Below are 21687 nucleotides of genomic sequence, written 5' to 3'. Positions count from 1 at the left end.
GCTGTTGCGCTCATGCAACACCCGAATGCGCGACGGGCTTCGCCGAGGAGCCCGACCTGATCTCGACGATCGGCAGTCGCAGACCACCCGGAGCATCCACCGGGACGACCGGAGAGTTCGGGGCGATCGGATCGAGACGCTGGTACGGCAGTCCCTGTGCCGGGCGGAGATCCAGCTCGCCCTTGTTCGGCCACAGTGCGGCGGAACGCTCGGCCTGCGCGCTGATGGTCAGCGACGGGTTCACACCGAGGTTGGCCGATACGGCCGCCCCGTCGACGACGCTGAGCGTCGGGTAGCCGTGGACGCGGTGGTACGGATCGATGACGCCGTGCTCGGAATCCGAGGCGATCGCGCAGCCACCGAGGAAATGGGCCGTGAGCGGAATGTTGAACAATTCTCCCCAGGTACCGCCTGCGACGCCGCCGATCTTCTTCGCGATGCGTCGAGTGGCGTCGTTGCCCTCGGGGATCCACGTCGGGTTGGGCTCACCGTGCCCCTGCTTGCTCGAGATCTTGCGGCCGAAGGGGCCACGCTTGGTGAACGTGGTGATCGAGTTGTCGAGGTTCTGCATCACCAGCGCGATGATGGTGCGCTCGCTCCAGTGCCGGACGTTGACGACGCGCAGGAACTGGATCGGGTGTGCGATCAGCGCGAACACGAACTTGAGCCACCGCGGAATCTTCCCGCCGCCGTCGGTCATCAGTGTCTGCAGCATGCCCATCGCGTTCGAGCCCTTGCCGTAGCGGCACGGTTCGATGTGGGTGTTGGGGCTGGGATGGAACGAGGACGTGATCGCGACTCCGCGGGTGAGGTCCATGTTCGGATCGACCGCCAGCTTGGCCGCTCCGACGATCGACTCGGAGTTGGTACGTGTCAGTTCGCCGAGTGTGTCCGACAGTTTGGGCAGCGCGCCCGTGTCCTTCATCTTGTGCAGCAGGTTCTGGGTGCCCCAGGTGCCCGCCGCCAACACGACATTGGCTGCGCTGTACGTCTTCTTGCCCTTGCGCAGCCGAGCGCCGGTGCGTTCGGTGTCGACGTCCCAGGTGCCGTCGGATCGGGGAACGAGACCGGTGACGGTCGTCATCGGCACGATCTCGGCTCCTGCGCGCTCGGCCAGACCGAGGTAGTTCTTCAGCAGGGTGTTCTTGGCTCCGTGGCGGCAACCGGTCATGCACTCGCCGCATTCGATACATCCGGTGCGCTCGGGGCCTGCACCGCCGAAGTACGGGTCAGGGACGGTCTTGCCGGGCTCGTCTCCGAAGAACACGCCCACCGGGGTCTGAATGAAGGTGTCGGCAACGCCCATGTCCTCGGCAACCGACTTCATCACCTCGTCGGCGGGGGTCATGTGCGGGTTGCGCACGACACCGAGCATGCGGGTGGCCTGGTCGTAGAACGGCGAGAGCTCACTGCTCCAGTCGGTGATGTGCGCCCACTGCTTGTCCTCGAAGAACGGTGCCTGGGGCTTGTAGAGGGTGTTCGCGTAGTTCAGCGAGCCGCCGCCGACTCCGGCACCGGCGAGGATGAGGCAGTCGCGCAGCAGGTGCACGCGCTGGATGCCGTACAGGCCGAGCTTGGGTGCCCACAGGAAGCGCTTGAGATCCCAGCTGTTCTTCGCGAAGTCCTTGTCCTCGAAGCGTTGTCCGGCTTCCAGGATGCCGACGCGGTATCCCTTCTCCACCAACCGAAGCGCGGTGACGCTTCCGCCGAAGCCCGAACCGACGATCAAGACGTCGTAATCCGTTGCGCGAACAGCTGAACCCATGGTGACCTCCGCTACATCCGATGCTGTCGAACAGTATGCACACCCCCATGTGACTACCGCCACAACCGATTCTAGCTGTTACGAGAGGTATCACCAACCCAGGGTCGGCTTACGTGGACGACACGCAACAGAAAGGGCGCGCACCCCGGTGTGAAAGGAGTGCGCGCCCTGCTGGAGCAGACTTGATCAGGCCCTGACGTTCAGGCCCACCTTCTGGAATTCCTTGAGATCGGAGTACCCGGACTTCGCCATCGATCGACGCAGTCCGCCGACGAGGTTGATCGAGCCGTACGACTCGCGCGACGGTCCGTTGAGCACCTGATCCAGGCTCGGACGGTCCCCCGCAGACATCGGCAGCAGCGCGCCGCGCGGCATGGACGGGTGCGCCGCGGCGGACGGCCAGTACCAACCCCCGCCGGGAGCTTCCGCGGCGACGGCCAGCGGAGCACCGAGAACCGCAGCATCGGCCCCGCAGGCGATGGCCTTGGCCAGGGCACCGGAGGTGGTGATGTCGCCGTCGGCGATGACGTGCACGTAGCGCCCGCCGGTTTCGTCCAGGTAGTCCCGGCGCGCCGCGGCGGCGTCTGCGATGGCGGTGGCCATCGGAACGCCGATGCCGAGCACCTCACCGGTGGTCGTGCCACCCTCGACCGAGCCGTAACCGACGATGACGCCTGCCGCGCCGGTACGCATCAGGTGCAGCGCGGTGCGGTGATCGCTCACGCCGCCCGCGATGACGGGAACATCGAGCTCCGCGATGAAGGTCTTGAGGTTGAGCGGCTCGTCCTCGCCGTGAGCAACGTGCTCAGCGGAGATGATCGTGCCCTGGATGACCAGCAGATCCAGGCCCGATGCAACGAGGGCAGGCGTGAGCGAGCGAGCGTTCTGGGGGCTCACCCGAACGGCGACGGTCACCCCGGAGTCACGGACCTGACCGACCGCTGCGGCCAGCAGATCCGGCCGGAGCGGCGCGGCGTGCAGTTCCTGCAGGAAGGCGATCGGCGCGTCGGGATCCAGATCGGTCTCGGCAATGTGGATCAGCTGATCGATCTTGGCCTGCACGTCCGAGTGGCGCGCCCACAGTCCTTCACCGTTGATGACCCCCAGCCCACCCTGTCGACCCAGCTCGATCGCGAACTCGGGCGAGACCAGAGCATCGGTCGGATGCGCGAGAAGGGGAATGTCGAAGCGGTACGCGTCGAGCTGCCATGCCGTCGACACCTCCTTCGACGACCGAGTCCGACGGGACGGCACGATGTCGATGTCGTCCAGCTGGTAGGTGCGGCGGGCTTCTCTGCCCATGCCGATTTCAACGAGGTCGCGCACGCGCGCACCTTTCTACTTCGAGAGCGAATCGCATCGGCCGAGAAACGGCCGAAGCGACTATCGGGTGGTGTAGTTCGGGGCCTCAGCGGTCATCGTGATGTCGTGCGGGTGGCTTTCCTTGAGCCCGGCCGCAGTGATCTGCACGAACTGAGCCTTCTGCAGGTCCTCGATCGACGTCGATCCGGTGTAGCCCATCGCAGCACGCAGGCCACCGGTGAGCTGGTGGATCACCTGGTTCAACGGTCCGCGGTACGGGACGCGACCTTCGATGCCCTCGGGCACCAATTTGTCCTCGGCCAGCACATCGTCCTGGAAATAGCGGTCCTTGGAGAACGACTTCGCTCCCCCTCGTCCCTGCATCGCGCCGAGCGAACCCATGCCGCGGTAGCTCTTGAATTGCTTGCCGCCCACCAGAATCAGCTCGCCCGGGGACTCCGCGGTTCCGGCCAGCAACGATCCGAGCATGGCGGTCGAGGCACCGGCAGCGAGCGCTTTGGCGATGTCACCGGAGAACTGCAGACCGCCGTCGGCGATGACCGGCACACCGTGCGGCTTGCACGCGGCGACGGCTTCGAGGATGGCGGTGATCTGCGGAGCGCCGACGCCTGCGACCACGCGGGTGGTGCAGATGGATCCCGGTCCGACGCCCACCTTGACCGCGTCCGCACCTGCCTCGACGAGGGCGAGTGCGCCCGCGCGGGTGGCCACGTTGCCACCGACGACCTGTACGCGATCGCCCACCTCGGCCTTGAGCTTGCTGACCATCTCGAGCACCTGCGAATTGTGACCGTGCGCGGTGTCGACGATGATCACGTCCACGCCGGCGTCGGTCAGTGCCATGGACCGAGCCCAGGCATCCTGCCCGACGCCAACAGCGGCACCGACCAGCAGCCGACCGTCACGGTCCTTGGTGGCATCGGGGTGCTGCTCGGTCTTGACGAAGTCCTTCACGGTGATCAGGCCGGTGAGTGCGCCCTTGCCGTCCACGATCGGCAGCTTCTCGATCTTGTGGCGACGCAGCAGGCCGAGCGCCGCTTCCGCGGTGACGCCTTCCTGTGCGGTGATCAACGGGGCCTTGGTCATCACGTCGGCGACGCGGCGGTTCTGATCGACCTCGAACCGCATGTCGCGGTTGGTGATGATGCCGACCAGCGCGCCGGTCTCGTCGGTGACGGGAAGACCGGAGATACGGAAGCGCGCACACATGGCGTCGACCTCGGCCAACGAGTCGGTGGGCTTGCAGGTGACGGGATCGGTGACCATCCCGGCCTCCGAGCGCTTGACCGTCTCGACCTGGGACGCCTGATCCTGCAGTGACAGGTTGCGGTGCAGCACGCCCATACCGCCCGCGCGGGCCATGGCGATGGCCATCCGGGCCTCGGTGACGGTGTCCATGGCGGAGCTGACCAGCGGCACCCGCAGGCGAATCTCGCGGGTGATCTGACTGGACGTGTCGACCGAGCTGGGAATCAGGTCCGAAGCGGCCGGCAACAGCAGGACGTCGTCGAACGTGAGGCCGAGCATCGCGACCTTGTTGGGATCGTCGCCGCCTGTGCGGACGTGGGCTCCGGGACTACTCATGCGAATCTGGCCCTCCCTAGAGCCTGTGTGCAACTCGGCGCAGCGTGCGGCCGGTGAGAGCTCGCAGGCGCACCGCGGTGCGGTGTTGGAGAACGGATGGAGTTTCGGCACTTGCACTCATCTGTTCAGCGCCGTGAACCATGGTATCGGCTAGGGCACAACCAGTGCGAATGCCTCCCGCTGTGGGTGGCCGTCGAGCACCGAAATCCCGGTCCGCAGCATCGTCGGCGACGAACGCGTCCGGCATGTCGCATTCGAACGGCTGGCGCAGACCCACCAGTCCTGCGTACCGTGGAGGCGTGCGCGATCAACTGCCTCCCGGTCTACCCCCGGATCCGTTCGCCGGAGACCCAGCCGACCCGTCGGCCGCCCTCGACGCCATCGAGCCAGGCCAGCCCCTCGATCCTCAGGAGCGCCTGGCCGTCGAAGAAGACCTGGCGGACCTGGCTGTCTACGAGGCGCTCCTGGGCCACCGCGGCATCCGCGGCCTCGTCGTGTGCTGTGAAGACTGCCAGCAGGACCACTACCACGACTGGGACATGCTGCGCGCAAATCTGCTCCAGCTGCTCGTCGACGGAACGGTCCGGCCGCACGAGCCCGCCTACGACCCCGTACCCGACGCCTACGTGACCTGGGACTACTGCCGCGGCTTCGCGGACGCATCCATGAACGACGCGCTGCACGGCGACGGATTCGACAGCTGACTCCCGACACTTCGTACGAAGAAGCCCGACACGATGATCGTGTCGGGCTTCTTCGTTGTTCGGGCGGGACCGGAAAACCCTGTCAGCTGCCGCCGGATGGGACCGACATGCGGTCGCGGTTGTCCGACGAACTGCTGCCACCGGCGGTGGCCGTCGGCTGATCGGGCTCCTGAAGCACCGTCGGCGTGACGTCCGTCGTCGTCGAGGGACTCGGAGTCGTCGTCGTGGGCGGCACCTCTGGCGTCGTCGTGGTCGGAGCCGGAGTGATCGGAGCACCCGTGGTGTCGGGCGTGACCGGATCCACCGGAGCCGGCGGTAACAGGACCTCTGAGCTGGGCACCGGAGCCGGGACGACCTCGGCCGGGAGCGGAACAGGCGCGGGCAGCGTCAAAGCCTGCAGCTCCTGCAGTAGACGCGCCAGCCACTGATCGAGCTCGGCGCGCTGCCCGTCGTCGAGCACGGAGGAACTGCTGTTCGACGCGCCGTCGAGCAGTGCGCGAGCGGCAGTGGTGTTCCCTGAGGACAGGAGATTCTCCGCCTCTTGCAGCTTGGACGTCGTGTCGATCTGCGCCACGGTCGAATCGGCCTGTTCGGAGAACACGACCGACTTGACGCTCCACAGCGGATCGTCCGGTGTCGAGTTGTACGAGATGACCACCAGGCCACCCATCACGACCGCGATCGCGGCTGCGGCACCGGCGATGGGACGCAGCAAACGCATCCGTCCACCGCGGTCGGCCGAGCTCGAGCGCGCCATGTCGGCGGCGAACTTCTCGCGTTCGACGGAGGCGACGACCACATCGAGCGAGGGGCCGGCCGGCATCGCCGGGGTCATCACGTCTGCTCGCCAATTGGCCAACAGAAGGGCGAGTTGGTACTCGTCTGCGTCATCGGTGGCGATCGGTCCGTCACCACTGATCGCATCGATGAACGCATCGTCACGACGTACGGCGACGAGGTCCACAGGACCACCGTCTGCGCCGATGTCGGCATAGGGATCGTTCTGCTTCGGTCCAGTGGGGTTCACGTGCCCACCGATTCGCGAGATTCCGCGACGCGGCGTCTCACCGGGGCCACCGTGACCATTGTCCCTAGCCATACATTTCACCTGCTCTCACAACTTCGTTCTTCAGTTTTGCGATAGCTCGGTGCTGAGCCACGCGGATAGCGCCTGCAGTGCTGCCGACGGCGGCTGCTGTTTCCTCGGCCGACAATCCGACGATGAGTCGGAGCACCAGAATTTCGCGGTGCTTGGCGGGCAAGGTGTCCAGCAGTGCAGTCATCTGTCGACTCGACTCGGATTCGAGAGCGCGTTGCTCCGGTCCGTGCTCCATCGACACGACATCTGGTACTTCGGCGGCCGGGTCCGATTTGTTACGCGAGGCGCTGCGATGGGCGTCGGCGACCTTGTGAGCCGCGATGCCGTACACGAATGCCATGAACGGACGACCTTGATCCTGGTATCGCGGCAAGGCGGTCATGACTGCCAAACAGACCTCCTGCGCCACGTCGTCGGCCGAAAGCTGACCGCGCTCAGCCGAACCGACCCGTGCCCGGCAGTACCGAACGACGAGTGGTCGGATGAATTCCAGGACCCGGGACAGAGCCAGTCGATCGCCTTGCGCTGCGGCAACGACGAAAGAGTCCAACTCCTCACCCGCACTGTTCATCGTCGACAATTTTCCCCGCGTTACAGGTACGCACCCGCCTGGGAGCGCTTCCACGTGGTGGTGGAACGAGACCAAGGATAGCGACACCACCGAGTCACAACCGAACCACTCGGTCCGCCTTCGACCCAGGTCCTGGTCAACCGACCGTCGAACCACCCCGACGATCGATGTCGGCGGCCAGGTCTGCCGACGCCACCATCCCGGCGTCGACGCCGCCTGTTCCCTCGCACAGCATCGTGGCGGCCCAGTGCAGGGGCAGCAGACCGGCCATCTCCGCAGCGCAGGCCACCTGGACGGCCGACTCACGCGCCCGGTCGGTCTCACCGATGCAGCTCAGCGCCGCCGCAACCACCAGGTCGGTCTTGACGATGTGGCGTAACGAATCGGCATCGTCGGCGAGAGCTCGAGCGGCCTCGGCGTGTCGGATCGCCTCGGGACCGTCGCCGCGCATCATCGCCAGCTCGGCTGCCACCCACGCCGCCCGCAGTGCCGGACGCCACTGCCCCCGACCGACGGGGCCCTGCCGCTGCTCCGCACTACGGGCCAGCAGGGTGTCCGCGAGGTGAAAACGTCCACTTCCCAGCGCATCCGCGGCGAGACCGATCAGCGCATCGCTACGGGCCTCCACCGAGCCCCTGGACGTCGGCGGTCCCACGAGTCCGACGAGAGAGACTGCGATGCCGTCGAAGCGCCGGGCCCGCTCGTGTCGGCCCACCTGACGCAACCACGACGCTCTGGTCGACGCGTGCAGTGACCGGAGTTCCGGGCTGGTGGGTCGATGACGCCGGAGCTCGGTTACGGCGGCGCTGTACCGCCCCTGGCCCGCCAACGCGACACTGCGAAACCAGCTCTCCCACGGATCGCCGGCTGCGGGAAGCGGAAATCGGCCGGGGTTGCCGCCGAAAGCTGCGTCGGAGAGTTCGGACTGCGTCGCGGTGAACAGCGAGCTCGGCTCTGTTGGCACGGACGCAAGGGTAGGGCCTTCTCCGATGACGAACTGCGCGTGAGTCCTACCGATTCGAAGCGACGCAATTGCACGGTCGAATTCACTATCGGTCCGAAAGGAGCATCAGCGCATCGTTTCGCTCGCCCAGAATGCAGTTTTCAAGGAATTAACAATGTGAACTCGGGCCGACTCGAAGTCGAGAATCTGAACGCTGTGTGGCGAATAGGTTAATCAGCGCACTCGATCGAACAATCGGCCACCGAGGCGTCGCCTGCCGTCCGTGCGCCCGCTCGACCGTCGCCCGGCGATCCGCGCGATCGCGTCGAGCACCTCGCGCCTCCTGGACCGAATGCACCGACGTGGAATCCGACGCGCGGAACCGAACCGTTTTCGACATCACGCCAACTGCTCTGATCAGCGGAAACGCCGACCACGGCGGCCCGGTCGGATCGAGCGGCATCACTGTCGACCGATGCCGGACCCCTGCGTTCCGCCACACCGCATCTGCAGCCGGAAGGCCGGTGCACTCCCCATCGTCTCGCGTGTCGACGGATTCTTCAACAGGAAGGACACGCATGCGGGTGAGTCGAAGTAAATATCGCCCGTGTTAATTCTTTGCCCCATAACTATGCATTTGCCCACGACAGAGAACTATTGACTCGATTTCGTCGATCCACATAACGTTGTCGGCATTCGGATCACGAATCCGAGAAGCCACACCACCCTAGGAGTTTCCATGCCGCAGCCGAATCACCTCCCTGGGCCGAACGCCGACATTTGGGATTGGCAGATGCACGGCCTGTGCCGTGGCGTCGACTCGTCCATGTTCTTCCACCCGGACGGCGAGCGGGGCCGCGCACGAGCACAGCGCGAGATGCGAGCCAAGGAAATGTGCCGCAGCTGCCCCGTACTCGCTCAGTGCCGTACACACGCTCTCAACGTCAGCGAGCCCTACGGGATCTGGGGCGGGATGTCCGAGACCGAGCGAGAACTGCACGCTCGTCACAACCGCCGCCGCATCGCGGTGTAGTCACCCGAACACGCAAGAAAGCCCCCAACCCTTTCGGGTTGGGGGCTTTCTCGTGTCACCGAACGTCAGTGAGCGTGTCCGTGACCGGCAGCAGGCTCGGAGGCCTCTTCCGGCTTCTCCACGATCGCGCTCTCGGTCGTCAGGATCATGCGTGCAACCGACGCAGCGTTGACCACGGCGGAGCGAGTCACCTTGACCGGGTCGACGACGCCGTCGGCCAGCAGGTCGCCGTACGTCAGGGTCGCGGCGTTGAATCCGTGACCCTTCGGCAGTTCTGCCACCTTGCTGACGACGACGGAACCGTCGATGCCGGCGTTGGAGGCGATCCAGAACAGCGGTGCGTTGAGCGCGGTACGCACAACGGCAACACCGGTGGCTTCGTCGCCGGTCAGGCCGAGGTCGTCGGCCAGAGCCAACGCTGCCTGAGTCAGAGCCGAGCCGCCGCCGGGGACGATTCCCTCTTCGACGGCAGCCTTGGCCGCAGCCACAGCGTCGTCGACGCGGAACTTGCGTTCCTTGAGCTCGGTCTCGGTGGCAGCGCCGACCTTGATGACCGCGATGCCGCCCGAGAGCTTCGCCAGACGCTCTTCGAGCTTCTCGCGATCCCACTCGGAGTCGGTGTTCTCGATCTCGCGGCGGAGCTGACCGACGCGCGCATCGATGTCGTCCTGCGTGCCCGCACCGTCGACGATGGTCGTGTCGTCCTTGGTGACGACGACGCGACGAGCGCGACCGAGCAGCTCGAGGCCGGCTTCCTTCAGACTCAGACCCACATCGGCGGTGATGACCTGCCCGGCCGTCACGACCGCGAGATCGTCGAGGAACGCCTTGCGGCGATCACCGAAGAACGGTGCCTTGACTGCCACGGCCTTGATCGTCTTGCGGATGGAGTTGACGACCAGCGTCGAGAGAACTTCACCCTCGGTGTCCTCGGCGATGATGAGCAGCGGCTTGCCGCTCTCGGCAACCTTCTCCAGCAGAGGCAGAAAGTCCGGAAGCGAGGTGATCTTCTCGCGGTACAGCAGGACGTACGCGTCCTCGAGAACTGCTTCCTGCGCGTCGACGTCGGTGACGAAGTACGGCGAGAGGTAGCCCTTGTCGAACTGCACGCCTTCGGTGACCGAGAGCTCGGTGAGCAGCGTCGAGGACTCCTCGACGGTGACGACGCCGTCCGCGCCGACGCGAGTGAGCGCCTCGCCGACGAGTTCGCCGATCTCGGGGTCACGCGAGGACACGGTGGCGACCTGAGCGATCGCCTGCTTGCCCTCGACCGGGGTTGCGGCGGCAAGCAGAGCCTCGGCGACCTTGTCGGCCGCCTTGGAGATGCCGGTGCCGAGCGCGATCGGGTTGGCACCTGCGGCGATGTTCTTCAGACCGCCGCGCACGAGCGCCTGCGCGAGGACCGTCGCGGTGGTGGTTCCGTCGCCTGCAACGTCGTTGGTCTTGGTAGCGACGCTCTTGACCAGCTGCGCACCGAGGTTCTCGAACGGATCTTCCAGGTCGATCTCACGAGCGATCGAGACACCGTCGTTCGTGACGGTCGGACCGCCGAAGGCCTTGGACAGGACGACGTGGCGTCCCCGCGGCCCGAGCGTCACCTTGACTGCGTCGGCCAGCTTGTCGACGCCGCGTTCGAGTGCGCGGCGCGCTTCCTCGTTGAATTGGATTTGCTTTGCCATGTTTCGGTGTTACTCCTTCGAGTAAAGAAACTCGATCGAACGCACACCGCCCCGGGACCGACACGAAAATCGGATACCGGGGCGGGATGCGTTGTGGCCTACTTGGCGATGACAGCCAGCACGTCGCGTGCCGACAGAATCAGGTACTCCTCGCCGGCGTACTTGATCTCGGTGCCGCCGTACTTGCTGTAGATGACGGTGTCACCTTCTTTGACGTCGACCGGGATGCGGTTGCCCTTCTCGGTGACACGGCCTTCGCCCACAGCGACGACGGTGCCCTCCTGGGGCTTCTCCTTGGCTGTGTCGGGGATGACCAGACCGGAGGCGGTCGTCGTCTCGGCCTCGTTGGCCTGGACGAGGATCTTGTCCTCGAGCGGCTTGATTTTCACGCTCGCCACGTTGAGCCCTCCAAAGTTATGGGGTACGCGTCCGGGGTCGGATCCCCGGACAGCTGTGTGTAAGTACTTCTCGTGCGGTTCTGACAATCACGGCCTGAACTCGTTCCCGTCGTCGCGGGTGCCGGGACTTCGCTCGGTGCCAACTAGCACTCTATACACGAGAGTGCCAGCACTCAAGGGCTGGGTTCGCCAGGTTCGCGACACGGTGGTTGCGCGCGTGCGTACAAGATTGATCACGCACCGCCCTGCTCGACCACGGAGATCCGAAAACGGGCGAATTCGGGTCCGAAACGCCGAACACCGGAGCCTTTTCTCGCCGTTTTCCCGGCATCCGCGACACCGCCGTACGCACTGGTGAGAGGCCATGAACACTCAGGAAGTAACCGACCGAGCGGCATATTACGTTCGCGCCGGACCGCGAAGTAACGTTACGATAACGGAGCTGTCCGAACGATAACGATCGACAGCTGTGCCGCGACACGGCACACAGAGCAGTCGATTCCGGACGGACACACAGGGGCGGGAGGTGCAGCATGCGGGTAGGAGTGGGCATATCCACCGGATCCGAGGTCGTGTGCGCAGCCCTCGTCACCGTCGACACCGACGGTAGTCGCACGGTGGAGTACCGCACCGTCTCGACCGATCGCCAAGCGAACACCGACATCGGTGATCTGGTCACCTCGGCCATCGAACTCATGGCCTCGCTCATCCCCGGCCACCGGGCCCCCGACGCGATCGCCGTCACCTACCGCACCGAGGAGCACGCTGCGGGTATTCGCGCAGCGCTGGCCCACACCACCCGCGATGTCCGACTGGTGCCCGAGTCCGCAGCCGCGTCCGCGCACCTGGCGACCACCGGCCTGATCGATCGGTACGACACGATCGCGCTGGTCGATCTCGGTGCCTCGGGCATGTCGGTCACCGTCACCGATCGGACCACCGACAAGGTACTGGCGCACGGCCGATCGGACGCCGTCGGCGGCGACGCACTCGACGTGCTCGTCAAGAACCTCGTGCAGGACATGACCCGCGACAACCTTCGGGACGACATCCGCGACGACCGCGGAATCGGGTCTGCGCGGTACCGTTCGATCAAGGAACAGCTCTCCCGCGAGGACGAGGTCCGCATCGAGCGGTACAGCGGAATCCCGCTGACGGTCACCCGTGACGCGTTCGATGCCGCCGTGAGCCCGATCTTCGACACCGCCGCGCAGTTCGTCCGCGGGGTGTTCGACGAGAGCACCCACGAACCCGAGACCATCGTGCTGATCGGCGGTGGGGCACACATTCCCCTGCTCGCCGCCACGCTCACCGACGTGTTCCACGCCCCGGTCGTTCGACTGTCCGAACCCGATGCCGTTCTCGCCGTCGGCGCTGCTGCCGTCGCCGCATCGGCCGTCGGCAGCGACTACCAACTCGTCTCGGCCACGCGCAACACCGCAAGCCGAATGAGCCGATACTCCGGCGCGATCGCGGCCGCCGTCGTCGCAGGTGGACTGGTACTGGCCTACGGTGTGCAGACGATGACGCCTGCCGACGATGCCGACGTCTCACCGGCCGGAAGTGCAGCCCGATCCGCGACCGCGTCGAACGATTCCGGTACACCGGTCACCGAGGGCTACTCCCCCGACGAGACCCCGCCCGCGGCCGGGCTCACTTCTGGCGATCGATCCGACCCGACGGCAACGTCGGTCGACGCCACCGGATCGTCGGCGCGGTTCACCACCACCGCTCCGCCGACCAGTACCCCGACGCTGCGGCCTGCACCCGACCTCCCGCGGATCGACTGGCCGGTCGACCCCACGTCGAATCCTGTGTCACCCGGCGTCACCACCGCAATCCCGGTGGAACCGCCGACCTCGGTCACCACGACTCCGGTTCGGCCTTCCGAACCGATCGAGCCCTCGGACCCGAGCGATACGACCGAGATCGTCCCGAGTCCGACGCCCGAGGTCACACCCGAGTTCACTCCGGTACCGACCGAATCGATCACTGTGCCGACCACCGATGTGAGCGGTTCGCAGCCCACGCCGGAACTGACGGCACCACCGACGGTATGGTCACCGCCGGTTGCAGCTCCCGAGGTGTCCGAATCCTCGACGGACCCACTGTCGGCGGCCGAGCCGTCGGCTCCGCGTTCGTCCTCGACCACCGCGGCAACGCAGAACGCTCAGCCGGGCACCTGACTGGTCGCGACCGAGAGGCCGGGATCGGTCACGGCGGTCAACGCCGAGGGCTCGGCTCCGCCTGCCACGAGGTGAGCGCCCAGTGCGGCGATCATCACCCCGTTGTCGGTGCACAGTCGCGGCTTCGGGATTCTCAGCGTCAAACCCTGCTCTGCGCAACGACTTTCGATCAGCGAACGAATGCGAGAGTTGGCGGTGGCGCCCCCACCCAGAACGATCGTGTCGACGTCGACATCGGTTGCCGCACGGACGGCCTTCATCGTCAGTACATCGGCGACGGATTCCTGGAAGGACGCGGCGATGTCCGCGACAGGAATCGGATCTCCGGCACGGTGCCTGGCCTCGACGAACCGAGCGACGGCCGTCTTGACCCCGGAGAACGAAAAATCGTAACGGGCATCGCGCGGACCGGTCATTCCCCGGGGAAACGCGATCGCGGCCGGGTCACCCTCGCGCGCAGCATCATCGAGGGCCGGGCCACCGGGATAGCCCAATCCGAGGAGCCGCGCAACCTTGTCGAAGGCCTCACCGGCTGCATCGTCGACCGTGGTCCCGAGCTCGGCGATCGGCCGGGACAGATCGTCGACGTGCAGCAGATGCGTGTGACCCCCGGAGACCAACAGCGCCACGCACGACGGCATCGGGCCGTGCTCGAGCGTGTCGACCGCGACGTGGCCACCGAGATGGTTGACCGCGTAGAACGGCACGCCCCAGGCCGCGGCGTACGCCTTCGCAGCGGCAACCCCGACCAGCAACGCCCCGGCCAGCCCCGGCCCGATCGTCACCGCGACGGCGTCGGGACGCTCGATGTCAGCGGTCGCCAGAGCCCGCCGCATGGTCGGCACGATGGCTTCCAGATGCGCGCGCGACGCCACCTCGGGCACCACTCCGCCGTACCGCGCGTGTTCGTCGACGCTGGAGGCCACCTCGTCGGCCATCAGCTCGCACGTCCCCGCCCCGCCCCACCGGACGATCCCGACTCCTGTTTCGTCGCAAGAACTTTCGATACCCATGACGATCATCGGGCTGATCCTTCCGTCTTCGCGGACCGACGCATGGTGAAGGCGTCGGCCCCGCTCGGCTGGTAGTACCCGACCCTGGTGCCGACGATCTCGAACCCTTCGCGTCGGTACAACTCGATGGTGGGCTCGTTGTCGGTACGTACCTCGAGGAAGACCGGCCCACCGTGCTCGTCGGCCACTCGGAGCAATTCGTCGAGCAGTCGCCCGCCGATTCCTCGGCGGTGATACGACGGATCGACACCGATGGTGTGCACCTCGGACTCACCGACGACGAACGCGCCGCGACTGGGCTGCCCCAGCAGGGAGATGCCTGCGTAGCCGACGACCTCGCCGTTCTCTCGCGCCGTGACGTAATGATTGTGTGGCGCCGCCAGTTCCGCGATGAATGCATCCTCCGCCCACGGGTCGTCACCCGGGAACAGCACGGTCTCGAGATACGCGCACCGAGCAGCGTCGGCCGTCGTCATCGACTCGATCGACACCGTCACTTCGCAGCCTTCGCTGCGGCGCGCTCGTCGAGCGTCTTGGCGTCGGGACGACGCAGGTACAACGGGACGAGCGGGCCCGGGACGATCCCGCTGCCGATGTCGGCAGCGGCAACGGCGACCAATCCGGCCGGAGACGGTGCCTGCACATCACGAATCGGAAGCTCGAATGCCGCAGCATGCGGTGCCGATCCGGCGACCGCGTCGACTCCGACACGATCCAGTTCGGCCGGGGCGACAACGTCGGGCCCTGCAACCCGAACCCCGGCGTCGTAACGCGCCCAGTAGATTTCGCGCCGGCGCGCGTCGGTCACCACCAACAGGGACCCGGGCTCGGAGACATCTGCGGCGATGGCGTCGAGACTGCAGACGCCATACACGGGAAGACCGAGCGCGTCACCGAATGCCGCAGCTGTCGCCATGCCCACCCGCAACCCGGTGTACGGGCCGGGACCGACACCGACGACGACGGCTCCCAACTCGGCCGCGGTGATTCCGGCCTCGGCCAAGCACTCGAGAATGTTGGGCGTCAAGATTTCTGCATGAGATCGCGCGTCCACCCGAACCCGTGTGGCGAGGGTCGTGGCCACTGCACCGGCGCCGGGCTCGGTCAGGCTCACCACACCTGCGGTGACGGCGGGGGTCGAGGTGTCGACGGCAAGTACAAGCACGATGTTTCAGATTACCCGTCTTCAGGGATACGACCGCGCACCCGGTACCCGGTCAGCGTCGTTCCCGGGGATCCGCCCTGCTGTCCACCCGACTCGCCGTCACGCGCCGAACATCGGAGTCCGGATCACGCGTCAGACGCACCGACACATGGCCGTCCGTCAGCTTCTCCACCAATCCCTCGCCCCACTCGACCACGACGACGGCGTCGGTGAGGTCGGTATCGAGGTCGAGGGCATCGAGTTCGTCGACCGCCGACTGCCCCGTCATGCCGAGCCGATAGGCATCGACGTGGACCAGCGCAACCGGTGGTAGTCCACCGGGCCGTGACCCGGCCCGGTGCTCGCGGGCGATGACGAACGTCGGCGAGGTGACGCGGCCCTGGACACCGAGTCCGGCCGCAATCCCCTTGGTCATCGCTGTCTTTCCGGCCCCGAGCGGGCCGTCGAGAATCACCAGATCGCCCGCGACCAGAACGTCGGCGAGCCGTGCACCGAACTCGGCAGTGTCTGCGGCAGTGACCAATTCGACGTGCACCGGCAAGGTCAGCGGCTCGTCAGACAACGCCCCACCGTCGCTTCTTGCCTGCGGCCTCCGTCGCCCGTGCCACGAGCCGCTGAATCGCGCCGTTGACCTGTTCGGGAAATTCGAGTTGGACCAGGTGCCCACCCTGGCGCACACGTACCGTCTCCGAACGCGGCAGGGCCCGAGCCAGAGCCTCCGAGCTGGCGAACGGAATGATCCAGTCCTCGTCGCCACACACCACCGACACCGGGATGTTCTCGAATTCCAGCAGGGCCTCGGACTCGTCGTGCAACTCGAGCGTCTCGAGGAAGTTGACGATCGTGACGACGGAGGTGTCGTCGATCATCGACTGGGAGAATGCCACCAGCCGCGGGGAGACCCTGGTGCCGTAGGACGCCGCCCGCAGTATCGGTGAAATGAGCGCACGCACGGCACCGCGACCGAACTGCACGAAACCGGGCGAGGTCCGCACCGCGAGCCGGAACGCGTCGACCGCCGGATTCTGCAGACTACGACCCACCCCGGACTGCGCGAGACCGGCCGCAGTCGTCGAGATCAGAACTGCGCCGATGACCCGCTGGCGCAACACGTCCGATCGTTGCCGCGCCATGGACAGGATCGACATCCCGCCCATCGAGTGCCCGACCAGAACGATGCGGCCCTTGGGTACCACCGAGCGAATCACCGCGTCGAGATCGAGGCCGAGTTGACCGATGGTGCAGCTCTCCGGGCTCGGCACTCCCGAACGTCCGTGACCGCGCTGGTCGTAGAAGACCATGCGTACCGTCGAACCCCACTGCTGTTCGAGCGCGCGGCGCTGAAAATGCCACGACGACATGCGCAGGCAGTAGCCGTGCACGAAGATCACGGTGGTCTCGGCGTCACACGGACCCACTTCGCGGACCGCAAGCGGTACACCGTCGTCCGCGGTGACGATACTGCCGCGATCGGCATCCATCAGGTCGAGGTTCTCGGTGGCCAACGGATCCTTGTTGGACCGAAACGCCGTCTCCCGCACCACAATCGCAATACTTTCCAGCAATCCGAGCATGATCTAGACCGTCGCCTCCCCTACGCGAGCGCCGACGAACCGTCGTCGGACGCGTCCACGAACGCCGGTGACGACTTCGTAGCTGATCGTGTCGAGCGCATCCGCCCAATCCTGGGCGTGCGCCTCTCCCCTGTCCCCTGATCCGAACAGTAGCGCCTCGTCGCCGACCGCGACACCCGAGCGGTCACCACCGAGATCGACGACGAACTGGTCCATGCACACTCGCCCCACCGAGGGATAGCGACGACCTGCGATGGTCACCTCGAACCGCCCGCTGAGGCGGCGAACGACCCCGTCGGCGTATCCGAGAGCGACGAGTGCGACCACGGTGTCGGCAGGAGCGGTCCAGGTGTAGCCGTAGGACACAGATTCACCTTCGCTCACCTTCTTGATGTTCGCCACCTGCGCCGACAGCGTCATGACCGGGCGCAACCCGAACGTTCCCAGCTCGGGCACCGGCGACAAGCCGTACAGAGCAATACCCGGGCGGACCATGTCGAAACCGAGATCGGGTCTGGTCAGCGTGGCTGCAGAGTTGGACAGGTGCACGACGGCGGGAGGCGTTCCGCGCCGGGTCGCGCGCCGCACAGCGTCGCGGAGCCGCTCGGCCTGGGCGTCGTTGGCGGGGTGCCCCGGTTCGTCGGAGCAGGCCAGATGCGAGAACATTCCCGTCAACCGCACAGTTCCCTCCGCGACGGCGGCCGCCGTACCGTCCAGGACTTCATCGAGATCCGATTCCGGGACCCCGTTGCGATTGAGTCCGGTGTCGATCTTGAGCGAGAGATCAGCGGTGGAACCGACTCGGCGTGCCGCTTCGACCACAGCGTCGAGCTGGGCCGCCGTGGACACCCCGATCCCTACCTGCCCGGTGATCGCCGCAGCGAAATCGGAGTCCGTTCGGTGCAACCACGCCAACACCGGGACCGTCACACCCGCAGCGCGGAGTTCGAGGGCCTCACCGATGGTGGTGACGCCGAGCTCCTGTGCCCCGGCTGCCACTGCGGCGTGTGCGACCTCGACGGCACCGTGGTTGTATCCGTCTGCCTTGAGGACCGCCATCACGGCGGCGTCCCCGGCGAACTGCTGCAACACGCGGACGTTGTGAGCCACCGCGTCGAGGTCCACGGACGCCACAGCACCCGAACCCGTCCGAGGATCGGTCCTCTCGTCGCCGCAGCCGATACTCACAACATTCGATAGTGCCATCCGAGCCGCCGATACGACGGATCAGGGTGCCACAACTCGTGACACACCCGGCATCGGACGTGGGCCACGCACGACCACGGTCAGACTGTGAGCGAGCGCACGGTCCGGATGGCGTCGGGGATGGACTCACACAGTGGACTCGCAGAAATGGGCGCTGCGAACTCTCCGTCCGATCCGTGAGCCGCACGGGCCGCGGCCAGTGCGTGAACCTTCGCGCCGCAGGCAGCCGCAGTGGACGGTGCCATTCCCGACGCGAGCAGCGCCCCGAGAATGCCCGACAGTACGTCGCCCGAACCGGCGGTCGATGCAGCCGATCCCCCGGCATCGCTGACGAACGTGGTGCCGTCCGCATCGGCGACGATCGTCGCTCGCCCCTTGAGGAGAACGGTGACGCCCCAACGCGCGGCGAGATCTCGAACCGATCCCACTCGGTCGGGTGCGGGGTCGGATCCGGTCAGGCGCGCGAACTCCCCGGCATGCGGGGTCAGCAGAGTCGGTGCGGTGCGTCCGGCGACCCAGCGTTCGTTGCGTGCGAGGATCGTGAGCGCATCCGCGTCGACGACGACCGGCAGATCCGTCTCCAGCACTCGACGCACGATCTCCGCCGAATCCTCGTCGGTGCCGAAACCGGGACCGACCACCCACGCCTGCACCTTCCCCGCCGCGTCGAGGTCCGGGGCGGCAACGACCTCAGGACAGTGCGAAACGACTTCTGCCCCTGCGCTTCCCACGTAGCGGACCATTCCGGAGGTGGCCGCGACCGCCGCACCGACACAGAGCAGTGCGGCACCGGGGAACGTGGCACTACCGGCCAGGACACCCACCACGCCCTGCGAGTACTTGTCGTCCGAGGCCGACGGGATCGGCCACACCCGTCCGACGTCGGACGGCTCGAACGACGCCATCGCAGGCGCCGGCAGATCCAGGCCGATGTCCACGAGTTCGATTCGGCCACACCGGGGTACGGCCAGCACGTGAACCGGCTTGCGGGCACCGAACGTCACCGTCACCTCGGCCGTCACCGCCGGTCCCGGTGCGGCACCGGTCTCCGCATCGACTCCACTGGGAACGTCCACGGCCACGATCGGTGCGGTGATCCGCTCGACCACCGCAGCAGCATCGGGCCGCAGCGGGCCCTTGCCGGAAATCCCCACGATGGCGTCGACCACGATGTCTGCGGGTCCGCACCGAGCCACCACGCGCCCGCCCGACGATCGCAGGGCCGCGAGACCCTCGGCGTGCACCCGCGTCGGATCGAGCAGCAGAGCCGACACCGAAACACCGCGTCGACGCAGATACGCCCCCGCCCACAGACCGTCGCCGCCGTTGTCTCCCGTGCCCACCAGAATCGTCACGCGGCGTCCCGCGACGCCGCCCGTGCGCGCCGTGAGCTCGGCTGCCACCACAGCGGCCAAACCATAGGCGGCGCGACGCATGAGAACGCCGTTCGGCAGGGAATTCATTAGCGGCGCTTCCGCATTCCGAATCTGCTCGGGTGTGTAGTAGCCGCGCATGCCGAGCGCTATTCGACGGTGACGGACTTGGCCAGGTTGCGCGGCTTGTCCACGTCGTAGCCGCGCGCCTGAGCCACCTCGGCGGCGAACACCTGCAGTGGGATGGTCGACAACAACGGCTGCAGCAGCGTCGACGCAGCCGGGATCTCGATCAAGTTGTCCGCGAAAGGCCGCACTGCCTCGTCGCCCTCTTCGGCGATGACGACCGTTCGCGCACCACGCGCCTGGATCTCGCGAATGTTGCTCAGCATCTTCGAGTGCAACACCGCCCGACCCTTGGGCGAGGGCATCACGATGATCACCGGCACACCGTCCTCGATGAGCGCGATCGGACCGTGCTTGAGCTCGCCGGCCGCGAAGCCCTCCGCGTGCATGTACGCCAGCTCCTTGAGCTTGAGCGCACCTTCGAGAGCAACCGGATAGCCGACGTGTCGGCCGAGGAACAGAATCGTCGTGGCCGTCGAGAGCTCTCGCGCGAGCGCCCTAACCGGCTCGACAGTCTCGAGCACCCGTTGCACCAACTCGGGCATCGCTTCGAGTTCGGCGAATTCACGGGCGACCTCGTCGGGATACTTGGTGCCGCGAGCCTGCGCCAACGCCAGACCGACCAGATAGTTCGCGGTCACCTGGGCGAGAAAGGCCTTGGTCGACGCGACGCCGATCTCCGGACCGGCCCGCGTGTAGAGGACGGCGTCGGCCTCCCGCGGAATCTGCGAGCCGTTGGTGTTGCAGACCGCGAGAACACGCGCCTTCTGATCCTTGGCGTGCCGAACGGCTTCGAGGGTGTCCGCGGTCTCGCCGGACTGCGAGATGGCCACGACGAGGGTCGAACGATCGAGAACCGGGTCGCGATAACGGAATTCGCTGGCCAGTTCCACCTCGACCGGCAGCCGGGTCCAGTGCTCGATCGCATATTTGGCAAGCAGGCCCGAGTGGTACGCGCTACCGCAGGCAACGACGAACACCTTGTCGACGTCGCGCAGTTCCTGATCGGACAGTCGCTGCTCGTCGAGCACGATTCGACCGTTGTCGAAGTGACCGAGCAACGTGTCCGCCACAGCGGCGGGCTGCTCCTGGATCTCCTTGAGCATGAAGTAGTCGTGGCCGCCCTTCTCGGCGGCTGCCAGATCCCAGTCGATTCGGAACGGACGCCCCTGCGCCTCGTTGCCCTCGAAATCGCTGATGTCGTAGCCGTCGGCGGTGATGACGACGACCTGGTCCTGGCCGAGCTCGACGGCGTCGCGCGTGTGTTCGATGAAGGCAGCCACGTCCGACCCGAGGAACATTTCGCCCTCGCCGACACCGAGTACCAGGGGCGTGGAGCGACGAGCCGCGACGATCGTGTCCGCGTGATCGGAATGGGTGAACACCAGAGTGAACGCACCCTCGAGACGACGCAGAACAGCTTTGGCGCTGGCCACGAAGTCGCCCGCGGTCGGACCCTCGGCGTAGGCGCGCGAGACGAGGTGCACTGCGACCTCGGTGTCGGTATCGGACAGGAACTCGATCCCGACGGCTTCCAACTCGGCCCGCAGCGGTCCGAAGTTCTCGATGATGCCGTTGTGCACCACGGCGACGGTGCCCGACGCATCTCGGTGGGGGTGAGCGTTGCGGTCGGTCGGACGGCCGTGCGTCGCCCACCGGGTGTGACCCATGCCGGTGGTGCCGACGAACGTGTCGGTGCCGATGTCGTCCAATTCGGCTTCGAGATTCGCCAGGCGACCGGCCTTGCGCTCGACCGCCGTCGCTCCCGCGCCGTCGAGAATGGCGATCCCCGCCGAGTCGTAACCCCGATATTCCATACGCCGAAGCGCCTCGACCACCACACCCAGCGCTGGGCGGTGGCCGACGTAACCCACGATTCCGCACATGGACAATCAGGGTACTCGGCGGGGCGCGCACGACCCATTCGCTCGGGTTGACGTGTCCG

At 66.5% G+C, this 21687-nt stretch carries 19 protein-coding genes; 3 read left to right on the top strand and 16 right to left on the bottom strand.

Annotation, left to right across the window (positions count from 1 at the left end; genetic code table 11):
• Positions 1-10 precede the first annotated feature (10 nt).
• The 3 genes from ABZ677_RS16150 to guaB all read right to left on the bottom strand — a co-directional run bounded on the left by ABZ677_RS16150 (position 11) and on the right by guaB (position 4672).
• Positions 11-1765, bottom strand: a complete 1755-nt coding sequence (locus tag ABZ677_RS16150; RefSeq protein ID WP_358370926.1) for a GMC family oxidoreductase — start codon at positions 1763-1765, stop codon at positions 11-13.
• A 186-nt stretch (positions 1766-1951) separates the two neighbouring features.
• A complete protein-coding gene (locus ABZ677_RS16145; protein ID WP_037188243.1) occupies positions 1952-3091 on the bottom strand; it encodes a GuaB3 family IMP dehydrogenase-related protein in 1140 nt (379 codons plus the stop codon).
• Positions 3092-3148: 57 nt separating this feature from the next.
• Positions 3149-4672 carry an IMP dehydrogenase gene (gene guaB, locus ABZ677_RS16140; protein WP_170945694.1) on the bottom strand — a complete coding sequence of 508 codons (1524 nt, stop codon included), beginning with the start codon at positions 4670-4672 and terminating at the stop codon, positions 3149-3151.
• Between the two features lie 299 nt (positions 4673-4971).
• On the opposite strand from guaB, the gene ABZ677_RS16135 reads away from it, so the two are divergent.
• Positions 4972-5376 carry a DUF5319 domain-containing protein gene (locus tag ABZ677_RS16135; protein ID WP_032378069.1) on the top strand — a complete coding sequence of 135 codons (405 nt, stop codon included), beginning with the start codon at positions 4972-4974 and terminating at the stop codon, positions 5374-5376.
• 82 nt (positions 5377-5458) lie between these two features.
• Here ABZ677_RS16135 and ABZ677_RS16130 read toward each other — a convergent pair whose 3' ends face one another.
• From ABZ677_RS16130 to ABZ677_RS16120, 3 genes are all read right to left on the bottom strand, one after another.
• Positions 5459-6475 carry an anti-sigma-D factor RsdA gene (locus tag ABZ677_RS16130; RefSeq protein WP_358370921.1) on the bottom strand — a complete coding sequence of 339 codons (1017 nt, stop codon included), beginning with the start codon at positions 6473-6475 and terminating at the stop codon, positions 5459-5461.
• Positions 6468-7046 carry a sigma-70 family RNA polymerase sigma factor gene (locus tag ABZ677_RS16125; protein ID WP_032397500.1) on the bottom strand — a complete coding sequence of 193 codons (579 nt, stop codon included), beginning with the start codon at positions 7044-7046 and terminating at the stop codon, positions 6468-6470. Before ABZ677_RS16125 ends, ABZ677_RS16130 begins: the two co-directional genes overlap by 8 nt.
• Before the next feature lie 136 nt (positions 7047-7182).
• A complete protein-coding gene (locus ABZ677_RS16120) occupies positions 7183-8010 on the bottom strand; it encodes a hypothetical protein (RefSeq protein WP_358370917.1) in 828 nt (275 codons plus the stop codon).
• A gap of 718 nt (positions 8011-8728) precedes the next feature.
• Here ABZ677_RS16120 and ABZ677_RS16115 point away from each other — a divergent pair.
• Positions 8729-9022: a WhiB family transcriptional regulator gene (locus tag ABZ677_RS16115; protein ID WP_027496361.1), complete on the top strand. Its 294-nt coding sequence runs from the start codon at positions 8729-8731 to the stop codon at positions 9020-9022.
• 65 nt (positions 9023-9087) lie between these two features.
• Here the strand turns inward: ABZ677_RS16115 and groL are convergent, their stop codons facing one another.
• Positions 9088-10701, bottom strand: a complete 1614-nt coding sequence (gene groL / locus ABZ677_RS16110) for a chaperonin GroEL (RefSeq protein ID WP_037188249.1) — start codon at positions 10699-10701, stop codon at positions 9088-9090.
• 98 nt (positions 10702-10799) lie between these two features.
• The gene (groES, locus tag ABZ677_RS16105; protein ID WP_008718149.1) at positions 10800-11099 is read right to left on the bottom strand and encodes a co-chaperone GroES; all 300 of its coding nucleotides are present in this window, start codon (positions 11097-11099) and stop codon (positions 10800-10802) included.
• Positions 11100-11632: 533 nt separating this feature from the next.
• Between groES and ABZ677_RS16100 the strand changes: the two genes are divergently transcribed.
• Positions 11633-13285, top strand: coding sequence for an Hsp70 family protein (locus ABZ677_RS16100; protein ID WP_358370912.1), 1653 nt, complete (start codon positions 11633-11635; stop codon positions 13283-13285).
• On the opposite strand, the gene tsaD is transcribed toward ABZ677_RS16100, so the two are convergent.
• The 8 genes from tsaD to glmS form a co-directional block, all read right to left on the bottom strand.
• Positions 13270-14307: a tRNA (adenosine(37)-N6)-threonylcarbamoyltransferase complex transferase subunit TsaD gene (gene tsaD, locus ABZ677_RS16095; protein WP_037188255.1), complete on the bottom strand. Its 1038-nt coding sequence runs from the start codon at positions 14305-14307 to the stop codon at positions 13270-13272. The genes ABZ677_RS16100 and tsaD overlap by 16 nt on opposite strands.
• A complete protein-coding gene (gene rimI, locus ABZ677_RS16090) occupies positions 14304-14774 on the bottom strand; it encodes a ribosomal protein S18-alanine N-acetyltransferase (RefSeq protein ID WP_358371003.1) in 471 nt (156 codons plus the stop codon). Before rimI ends, tsaD begins: the two co-directional genes overlap by 4 nt.
• A gap of 17 nt (positions 14775-14791) precedes the next feature.
• Positions 14792-15463: a tRNA (adenosine(37)-N6)-threonylcarbamoyltransferase complex dimerization subunit type 1 TsaB gene (gene tsaB, locus ABZ677_RS16085; RefSeq protein WP_358370909.1), complete on the bottom strand. Its 672-nt coding sequence runs from the start codon at positions 15461-15463 to the stop codon at positions 14792-14794.
• A gap of 52 nt (positions 15464-15515) precedes the next feature.
• Positions 15516-16004, bottom strand: a complete 489-nt coding sequence (gene tsaE, locus ABZ677_RS16080) for a tRNA (adenosine(37)-N6)-threonylcarbamoyltransferase complex ATPase subunit type 1 TsaE (protein WP_358371000.1) — start codon at positions 16002-16004, stop codon at positions 15516-15518.
• A 13-nt stretch (positions 16005-16017) separates the two neighbouring features.
• Complete coding sequence (locus ABZ677_RS16075) at positions 16018-17037, bottom strand: alpha/beta hydrolase (protein ID WP_037188263.1); 1020 nt, start codon at positions 17035-17037, stop codon at positions 16018-16020.
• A gap of 3 nt (positions 17038-17040) precedes the next feature.
• Entirely contained in the window at positions 17041-18219 is a 1179-nt protein-coding gene (gene alr / locus ABZ677_RS16070) for an alanine racemase (protein ID WP_358370997.1), read from the bottom strand.
• A gap of 104 nt (positions 18220-18323) precedes the next feature.
• On the bottom strand, positions 18324-19757 hold the full coding sequence (locus ABZ677_RS16065; protein ID WP_358370906.1) for an NAD(P)H-hydrate dehydratase: 1434 nt from the start codon (positions 19755-19757) through the stop codon (positions 18324-18326).
• Between the two features lie 8 nt (positions 19758-19765).
• Positions 19766-21628, bottom strand: coding sequence for a glutamine--fructose-6-phosphate transaminase (isomerizing) (glmS, locus tag ABZ677_RS16060; protein WP_037188267.1), 1863 nt, complete (start codon positions 21626-21628; stop codon positions 19766-19768).
• Positions 21629-21687 lie beyond the last annotated feature (59 nt).

Origin of the sequence: Rhodococcus sp. NPDC006774 (assembly GCF_040636045.1) — a bacterium.
Classification (GTDB): domain Bacteria; phylum Actinomycetota; class Actinomycetes; order Mycobacteriales; family Mycobacteriaceae; genus Rhodococcoides.
Note: the sequence above shows the minus strand (reverse complement) of the source record. Positions and strands in the feature narration are given on the sequence as shown.

Bases quoted from the DNA above. Each gene is read 5' to 3' on its own strand.
- rimI (WP_358371003.1), bottom strand. From the start codon at position 14,774: ATGACGACGGCCGACGCTGCTCGGTGCGCGTATCTCGAGACCGTGCTG.
- groL (WP_037188249.1), bottom strand. From the start codon at position 10,701: ATGGCAAAGCAAATCCAATTCAACGAGGAAGCGCGCCGCGCACTCGAA.
- ABZ677_RS16125 (WP_032397500.1), bottom strand. From the start codon at position 7,046: ATGAACAGTGCGGGTGAGGAGTTGGACTCTTTCGTCGTTGCCGCAGCG.
- ABZ677_RS16075 (WP_037188263.1), bottom strand. From the start codon at position 17,037: ATGCTCGGATTGCTGGAAAGTATTGCGATTGTGGTGCGGGAGACGGCG.
- glmS (WP_037188267.1), bottom strand. From the start codon at position 21,628: ATGTGCGGAATCGTGGGTTACGTCGGCCACCGCCCAGCGCTGGGTGTG.
- tsaD (WP_037188255.1), bottom strand. From the start codon at position 14,307: ATGATCGTCATGGGTATCGAAAGTTCTTGCGACGAAACAGGAGTCGGG.
- guaB (WP_170945694.1), bottom strand. From the start codon at position 4,672: ATGAGTAGTCCCGGAGCCCACGTCCGCACAGGCGGCGACGATCCCAAC.
- ABZ677_RS16065 (WP_358370906.1), bottom strand. From the start codon at position 19,757: ATGCGCGGCTACTACACACCCGAGCAGATTCGGAATGCGGAAGCGCCG.
- ABZ677_RS16130 (WP_358370921.1), bottom strand. From the start codon at position 6,475: ATGGCTAGGGACAATGGTCACGGTGGCCCCGGTGAGACGCCGCGTCGC.
- ABZ677_RS16115 (WP_027496361.1), top strand. From the start codon at position 8,729: ATGCCGCAGCCGAATCACCTCCCTGGGCCGAACGCCGACATTTGGGAT.
- ABZ677_RS16150 (WP_358370926.1), bottom strand. From the start codon at position 1,765: ATGGGTTCAGCTGTTCGCGCAACGGATTACGACGTCTTGATCGTCGGT.
- ABZ677_RS16100 (WP_358370912.1), top strand. From the start codon at position 11,633: ATGCGGGTAGGAGTGGGCATATCCACCGGATCCGAGGTCGTGTGCGCA.